Source organism: Ferroacidibacillus organovorans (assembly GCF_001516615.1).
Lineage (GTDB): Bacteria > Bacillota > Bacilli > Alicyclobacillales > SLC66 > Ferroacidibacillus > Ferroacidibacillus ferrooxidans_B.
Map to the genome: position 1 here is coordinate 1 of NZ_LPVJ01000025.1, position 7718 is coordinate 7718.

8 protein-coding genes are annotated in these 7718 nt (G+C 49.8%); 7 read left to right on the forward strand and 1 reads right to left on the reverse strand.

The window, feature by feature from the left end; genetic code table 11:
* Positions 1-108: 108 nt before the first annotated feature.
* Positions 109-1143 carry a YaaC family protein gene (locus tag ATW55_RS07095; RefSeq protein WP_067714744.1) on the reverse strand — a complete coding sequence of 345 codons (1035 nt, stop codon included), beginning with the start codon at positions 1141-1143 and terminating at the stop codon, positions 109-111.
* Positions 1144-1233: 90 nt separating this feature from the next.
* On the opposite strand from ATW55_RS07095, the gene guaB reads away from it, so the two are divergent.
* The 7 genes from guaB (at position 1234) to ATW55_RS07130 (ending at position 7587) form a co-directional block, all read left to right on the forward strand.
* Positions 1234-2697 carry an IMP dehydrogenase gene (gene guaB / locus ATW55_RS07100; RefSeq protein ID WP_067714747.1) on the forward strand — a complete coding sequence of 488 codons (1464 nt, stop codon included), beginning with the start codon at positions 1234-1236 and terminating at the stop codon, positions 2695-2697.
* Positions 2698-2766: 69 nt separating this feature from the next.
* Positions 2767-3486: a glycerophosphodiester phosphodiesterase family protein gene (locus ATW55_RS07105; protein ID WP_067714751.1), complete on the forward strand. Its 720-nt coding sequence runs from the start codon at positions 2767-2769 to the stop codon at positions 3484-3486.
* A gap of 140 nt (positions 3487-3626) precedes the next feature.
* Positions 3627-4511 carry a pyridoxal 5'-phosphate synthase lyase subunit PdxS gene (gene pdxS / locus ATW55_RS07110; protein WP_067714754.1) on the forward strand — a complete coding sequence of 295 codons (885 nt, stop codon included), beginning with the start codon at positions 3627-3629 and terminating at the stop codon, positions 4509-4511.
* 6 nt (positions 4512-4517) lie between these two features.
* Complete coding sequence (gene pdxT, locus ATW55_RS07115; RefSeq protein ID WP_067714757.1) at positions 4518-5105, forward strand: pyridoxal 5'-phosphate synthase glutaminase subunit PdxT; 588 nt, start codon at positions 4518-4520, stop codon at positions 5103-5105.
* 126 nt (positions 5106-5231) lie between these two features.
* Positions 5232-6530 (forward strand): serine--tRNA ligase, encoded by a 1299-nt coding sequence (gene serS / locus ATW55_RS07120; RefSeq protein ID WP_067714760.1) that lies wholly within the window; start codon positions 5232-5234, stop codon positions 6528-6530.
* 1 nt (position 6531) lies between these two features.
* A complete protein-coding gene (locus ATW55_RS07125; RefSeq protein ID WP_067714763.1) occupies positions 6532-6831 on the forward strand; it encodes a hypothetical protein in 300 nt (99 codons plus the stop codon).
* A 93-nt stretch (positions 6832-6924) separates the two neighbouring features.
* Positions 6925-7587: a GNAT family N-acetyltransferase gene (locus ATW55_RS07130; RefSeq protein WP_067714767.1), complete on the forward strand. Its 663-nt coding sequence runs from the start codon at positions 6925-6927 to the stop codon at positions 7585-7587.
* The last annotated feature ends 131 nt before the right edge of the window (positions 7588-7718 follow it).

The window sequence follows — 7718 nt, forward strand, 5'->3', positions numbered from 1 at the left end:
TACGACCGTTAAGCCCTCCAGCGCCGATGGTACTTGGACCGCAGGGTCCTGGGAGAGTAGGACGTTGCCAGACAACACAGAGCGACACCTCAGGGTGTCGCTCTTTTTCTATGACGTCTCGCTTTGACGGCTCCCAATGATCTGCTCGATGAGATAATGCGGAAATTCGCGTATAACTAAGGTACATAGTCGCTTCATCATCAAGGTTTCAACAGATGAGTCTTCGCCGACAAGTGATACCCACTCCTCGGCTTCATAGCGGGCGATCATACTGGCATGAAAGAGCAAACACGTCCAGATGAATGGCTCTGGAAGAAAAGGGATTTCGTGATGGATCGCGGGTGGAATAAAGACCGTATTGCCTATCCCAAGAGTTTTGAAAGTTCTCCTGCAACGCAGTGGATGCTCGATTTGCTGCAATTCGTGATTTCTTACTAATGATTCATTCTGTGCAAAACGGACTTCAGACGGGCAGGTCTCACACGAATCACTTCTGCCATTCTGTATAAAGAGAATCTCGATTTCTTCTTGGGTCATCTGGCATCGTTTAGGCAGATCCGCAGCCAATGTAAACTGGGTGCCAAAAACGCTGTCTTTGCTTTTTCGCTCGATTGCATAGGGAGATGTCCGGCGCGAGCGATTCATGATCAGTTGCAGATCGTCCACCTCTGGGATACAACCCCATAGTTCATCAATTTTAAATGCGCAGTCTTGTTCAGCTTTTAAAAGAGGCTTTAGATTAACCGAATCAAAGGTCATGAGCCAGTCCAGCATGGCTCCCCTACGTTTTAAGTAAATGCGATCACGCCAATACTCTTGGTTTGTCGTTTTTTTTCGCGCTGTGCTTAGTCCGTGTTGCGTGGAGTTTGTTGTCTTTGATGTTCTGTGGTGAAGCAGAACGATGGCCTTGGTGTAGTTGAGTATTCCATAGTAGAGAAGGAGGGGGCGAAGTGCGATTGTACCTCTCTCTGCCTGGACAAAATAGGTTCTGCCCATCCTTAACAACGATGAGAGTCGATACGACACGTCCATGCGTTCCTCTCGTTTTATGCGTTCATTGTCTTTTAGAAATACGCGTGCGCCTGCAGGCAGTTCCAAGGTGGAGAGTAGATCTGGAAATTCAAAAGGAACATTTAATTCCATACGGTTGACACCACTCCATACGCTCGTTAGACTTACTCGTAATATCCGCCAGTGTACGCGTGTGGTATACAAAGAATAGGAGGGTTTCTTGTGCCATTTGACGCACAAAAGTTTTCCATAGAGGGACTGACATTCGACGACGTGCTGCTTAGACCTGCAAAATCGGATGTTCTTCCAAGAGATGTGGATACGTCCACACGTTTGACACGCAAGATTCGTTTAAATATTCCCCTCATGAGTGCCAGCATGGATACAGTCACGGAGTCCAAATTGGCGATTGCCATCGCGCGTGAAGGTGGCATTGGTATCATCCACAAGAATTTGACGATTGAACAACAGGCAGAAGAGATCGACAGGGTGAAGCGCTCCGAGAGTGGTGTAATTACAGACCCCATCTATCTGACTGCAGATCATCAGATCCACGATGCTGAAGAAATTATGGCGAAATATCGCATTTCTGGGGTACCCATTGTCGATGAGAACATGAAGCTGATCGGTATCCTTACCAACCGCGATTTGAGATTTGAAAAAAATTATTCACGTCTCATTGGTGATGTAATGACACGAGAGCGTCTCGTGACAGCCCCGGTAGGAACAACACTTGAGCAGGCAAAAGAAATTCTACAACATCACAAAGTTGAAAAACTCCCCATTGTTGATGAACATAACACCTTAAAAGGGCTCATTACGATTAAAGACATTGAGAAGGCAAAACAATTTCCGCTTGCGGCAAAAGACAGCCAAGGGAGATTGCTGGTAGGCGCCGCCGTCTCTACAGGTTCAGACGCTTTTGGGCGTGTGAGGGCGCTTTTAAAGGCGGGGGCGGATGTAATCATTGTGGACACGGCACACGGACACTCCACAGGTGTTCTTGAACTTGTTCGCAAGATGCGCGCAGAATTTAAAGACATGAACTTGATTGCCGGAAACGTGGCAACGGCAGAGGCTACAAGGGACTTGATTGAAGCTGGGGCGGATGCGATCAAAGTGGGCATTGGTCCAGGATCGATTTGCACAACGCGTGTCGTGGCAGGAATCGGTGTTCCACAAGTCACCGCAATCTATGAGTGTGCACAAGTCGCTCGCTCCTATGACATCCCTGTCATCGCAGACGGTGGTATCAAATATTCGGGGGATATCACAAAAGCGATTGCTGCAGGGGCGAGTGTCGTCATGTTAGGGAGTCTGTTTGCGGGTACTGAGGAGAGTCCTGGCGACCTGGAAATTTTCCAGGGTCGGAGTTTTAAAGTGTACCGTGGCATGGGGTCAATCGGTGCAATGAAATCCGGAAGTTCTGATCGCTATTTCCAAGATCAGCAGAAAAAACTCGTTCCAGAAGGAATTGAGGGACGCGTTCCGTATCGCGGACCGCTCGCGGATACGGTGTATCAATTAGTTGGTGGGTTGCGTGCAGGCATGGGGTATTGCGGTACTCGCACGATTGAGGAACTGCAAACAAACACCCAGTTTATTCGCATCACCAGTGCGGCACTACGTGAAAGTCACCCGCACGATGTGCATATTACAAAAGAGGCTCCTAATTACAGCGTCTAGTCAATCTAGCGCGTTGGTTGGCGTACTCTACATTATCCTCATGATAAGTCTCAAACAGGGGCGTGTAGAATGGAGATCTTTGCACACCGAGGAGCAAGTGCACATGCGCCTGAAAATACAATGGCCGCATTTGTGGAAGCCTATAATCAACGTGCAGATGGAATTGAACTGGATATTCACAGCGCGGCGGATGGAACCTTCGTCGTGATCCACGACGACACAGTTTTGCGCACGACGAGGGTGTCAGGTACAGTTGCGCAACTCACGTATGAGCAATTGAGGCATCTGGACGCAGGTGCATCATTTGGCCCTTCGTTTCGCGGCGAGCGCATCCCAACGCTTGCAGAAGTTCTTGATTTTGTGAAAAGCACAGCGATGAAAGTAAATATTGAAGTAAAGGGAGCGAGCGTCTCTGAGGAGCGGTTGCTCGAATTGATTCGCGAATACGGAATGGTTGATCGTACGATTGTTTCATCGTTTTCTTGGAATGTGTTGCGAAAGATTCAAGCGCTGGGGTATGGGATTGAGGTTGCACCATTGTGTAGTGAAATTCACGTTATGACGCCTGATGAGGCGTATGCGCGTGGGTTTAAGGCGATTCATCCTCATTTTCGCAGCCTGTCCCCCATGTACATTCGCCGGGCGCTTGAACTTGGGATTGCTCTTCGCCCATATACAGTCAATCGCGCAGAAGATGTATCTGCACTGTATCGGCTGGGGACACATGCGATTATTACAGATGATCCACAAAAGGCACGCCGTGTTGTTGAACAGATGCACTCCGGATAGCGTGAACAATATGCTATACTCTAGTCAATGAATTGGCTCATAGAGATGAACGAGGATGTGCGTAAGATATCTTGCGACACCACATTTCTAATCGACCAAAGGGAAAAATGAATGATGATGGAGAGAGGCAGGAATAACTCATGACCGTAATTGGTTCAGACCGCGTCAAGCGTGGCATGGCTCAAATGCAGAAAAATGGCGTTATCATGGATGTCATTAACGCGGAACAAGCACGCATCGCTGAGGCGGCAGGTGCAGTGGCTGTCATGGCGTTGGAGCGCGTACCAAGTGATATTCGCGCTGCAGGCGGGGTGGCCCGCATGGCAGACCCAACCATCGTCGAAGAAGTCATGAAGGCAGTCTCGATTCCTGTCATGGCAAAATGCCGTATTGGACACATTGTTGAGGCGCGCATTCTTGAGGCGATGGCGGTTGATTACATTGACGAGAGCGAAGTTTTGACACCGGCTGACGACAAGTTTCATATCAACAAGCGGGAGTTTACGGTTCCGTTTGTGTGCGGCGCGCGCGATCTTGGTGAAGCGTTGCGCAGAATCGCGGAGGGTGCCTCGATGATTCGCACAAAGGGTGAGCCGGGCACTGGCAATATTATCGAAGCGGTGAAACACATTCGCACAATGCGAGCACAGATTCGCAAGGTTACCGCGATGTCGGAAGATGAACTCGTTGCTGAATCCAAAGCGATGGGCGCGCCGTATGAACTCTTGCTCGATATCCACCAAACTGGGGAACTTCCTGTTGTAAACTTTGCGGCAGGCGGCGTCGCGACACCGGCTGACGCTGCACTTATGATGGAACTTGGCTCAGATGGCGTTTTCGTGGGTTCGGGAATTTTCAAATCGGAGAATCCCGAGAAATTTGCCCGCGCTGTGGTTGAGGCGACCATGAATTTCCAGGATTACGATCTCCTTGTGCGTCTCTCAAAAGACCTGGGGACGCCAATGAAAGGGATCGAATTGTCCACGCTTGCCAATAATGAACGCATGGCAGAACGCGGTTGGTGACGGTCGATGGAACGTGTAGGTGTACTTAACGTGCAGGGAGCGGTTCGCGAACATGCGGATCATCTAAGACGCGTGGGTAGTGAGGTAGTGCTTGTCAAACATCCAGAAGACCTTCAGGCGATTGATGGGCTGGTCATTCCGGGTGGAGAGAGTACAACCATTGGAAAACTCATTCGCAAGTATGGCCTCTATGACGGCATTCGAGAGCGTATCGAAGGTGGAATGCCGGTTTTTGGGACGTGCGCGGGATTGATTCTTCTTGCAAAAAAAATTGAAGGCAGCGATACGACTCATCTCGGTGTGATGGATACCGTAGTCGATCGCAACAGTTTTGGACGTCAGCGTGAGTCTTTTGAAGCAGACTTGCCGATTTCCGAGATTGACGGTGATGCGTTCCCGTGTGTCTTCATTCGAGCGCCGCACATTGTATCAACGGGCGCGGATGTGAGTGTATTGGCCACATATGGAGAAAAAATTGTGGCCGCGCGTCAAGGCAATCGACTGGTGACAGCATTTCACCCGGAGTTGTCGGATGATTTACGTATGCACGCGTACTTTTTAGACATGGTTCGCAAAACCAGTCAGCCTGTTTAAAGTGAAATAGAACCTTTTGATGAGGAGGCAGCCGAAGGGCTGCCTTTTTTGCGGGGAATTGCCCGTCAGACGGGAGTATGGTATCTTTTGGGTTACTGGATATCGATAAACATGGGAGTGGTTTTTGTGTTGGATGCGAAGCTTTTGCGACAAAACCCAGATCGAATGCGACAGGCATTGTCAAGAAGGCGCGAGTCTCAAGAAACCATCGACATGTTTGAGCAATTTTTAGATGAAGATCGAAAATGGCGCGAATATGTTGCGGAAACTGAACAGTTAAAAGCGCATCGAAACACAGTTACTCAGCAGGTGGCGCACGCGAAAAGAACCGGAGAAGATGCACAAGCATTGATTGAAGAGATGCGCGTGGTGGGCGATCGAATTCAGGCGCTTGATGCGCAAATTCGAGAAGCGGAACAGGTTATCGCTGATTGCCTCTTGCGGTTGCCGAATCTTCCGCACGACAGTGTGCCAGAAGGCGTAAGCGAGGAGGACAATCCCGAACTTCGGCGGCATGGAGAAATTCCATCCTTCTCCTTTGAACCAAGGAATCACTGGGATCTTGGACAACATTTGGGGATTCTTGATTTTGAGCGCGCGGCAAAGGTCAGTGGCTCCCGATTTGTCATTTATAAGGGATTAGGGGCGCGTTTAGAGCGAGCGCTTATGAATTTTATGATTGATATGCAGACGGGCCGCGGCTATGAAGAAATATGGCCACCCTATTTGGTCAATCGAGCGAGCATGGTTGGAACGGGCAACCTGCCAAAGTTTGAAGACGATGTTTTTCGGGTCGCGGATGAGGATTTTTTTCTCATTCCAACAGCTGAAGTACCCGTAACGAATCTCCATCGAGATGAAATCCTCGCAGTTGAAATGTTGCCGATTAATTATGCCGGATTCAGCTCAAGCTTTCGCTCAGAGGCGGGCTCTTCGGGTCGTGATACTCGTGGACTGATTCGACTTCACCAATTTCAGAAGGTGGAGTTAGTGAAATTTACTACCCCCGAGAGTTCTTATGAGGCGCTTGAGGCGATTGTGGCGGATGCGGAAGCTGTGCTGCAGGCGCTTCGACTCCCTTATCGCGTGATTGAGATCTGCACAGGTGACCTTGGGTTCAAAGAGACGAAAAAATACGATCTTGAGGTGTGGCTCCCCGGCGCAAAGACCTATCGGGAGATTTCTTCTTGTAGCAATTTTGAAGATTTTCAGGCGCGCAGGGCAAACATCCGCTTTCGCCGAACGGAGAAGAGCAAACCAGAATTTGTTCATACGCTGAATGGATCGGCACTCGCGCTCGGACGCACGATGGCGGCGATCCTAGAGAATTATCAGGATGAGGATGGTACGATCCGTGTCCCGGAAGTCCTGGTTCCTTATATGGGTGGCGTGCGACGTATAGAATGCGCCGATATGAACATCTAAAATGAATACGGCGTTTGCACTTTGGGTGATGGCTGATGGGGCGCTTCTCGTGTGTTTGTGGGTTCAGCACCGGGTAATGTCGGTTTCTGCGTTTCAACGTTCGGCAACCATCAGTGGAATCTTCTTCCTGACATCCATGGTCGTACTGCTTGCTATGCCAGCCCATTCGGGAATTGCGATTGCAGTCGTCTTTCAGTCGCTGGGTTGGATTTTTACATTTGCCATCACGTCGCGTGCGCTTAGGCAGCGGCGCAAAGGTGTCGGCGCATCCACCAAGGCAGGAAAAGGTTTGAATAGATAGGCGCGGATTCTTTCCTTGATTCATATAGTGTCGTATCGAGACGGATTTGCTTTGCGCTGACCGTCTACGCACAGATCAAGGGGAGACGTAACCGTGCCAGAAGATCGCAAGCTCCGCGCTAATTCAACGAAATCCTCTCATAAACAACCTGTGACGCTGGCGGCTGGCACCAAGAAGCAGCCAGCTAAAAAGCGACGTCCACGTCCGCATGCGTCACGTGTCGATCATGTGACACCAGCGTCTACAGAGGTTGCCGAACCGATGCAGGTCGAAACGCCGGTCACAACACGCTTGACGCTGCGAATGATGCTTCCGGAGGATCAAGCCATTGTCACGCGTGTCACTCAGGAGGAACTCAGCAGTGTCTATCGAGAGAGTTATGGAAACGAACTCGATATGGGTATGGTGATGCAATACGTCCAAAGTGCGCAAACACGCATGATTTTGGTGGATGATCAGGTCGCGGGTTACGTAAGTTACGTTGCGGATGATTTTGGACGCATGAATGTAGGGTCACTTGTCATCAGTCGAAGGTATCAGGGAAATGGTTACGGCACGCGTATTATGAAATATTTGGAACAAGAGGCGCTCGCGATGGGCATGAATGAGATAGAGGTGTTCATCCAGGGAACGAACACGCGCAGTCAAACGTTCGTTCAGCGCTTGGGCTATGTACAGGTACAATCCAATCAACCGCAAACGATTGTGATGATCAAGACGCTGCGCCCTACAAGTGATGCGCAACAACCGCAGTAAATTTTTTCAGATTTAGGGATAAAAGGTTAGACACCTATAGGTGCCTAACCTTTCTTTATGTACGCCCGGCATGGGCGGAATCTTTAGGGTGCAAGTCCCGAACGGGGGTTGGCGACAGACCTACCGTTAGC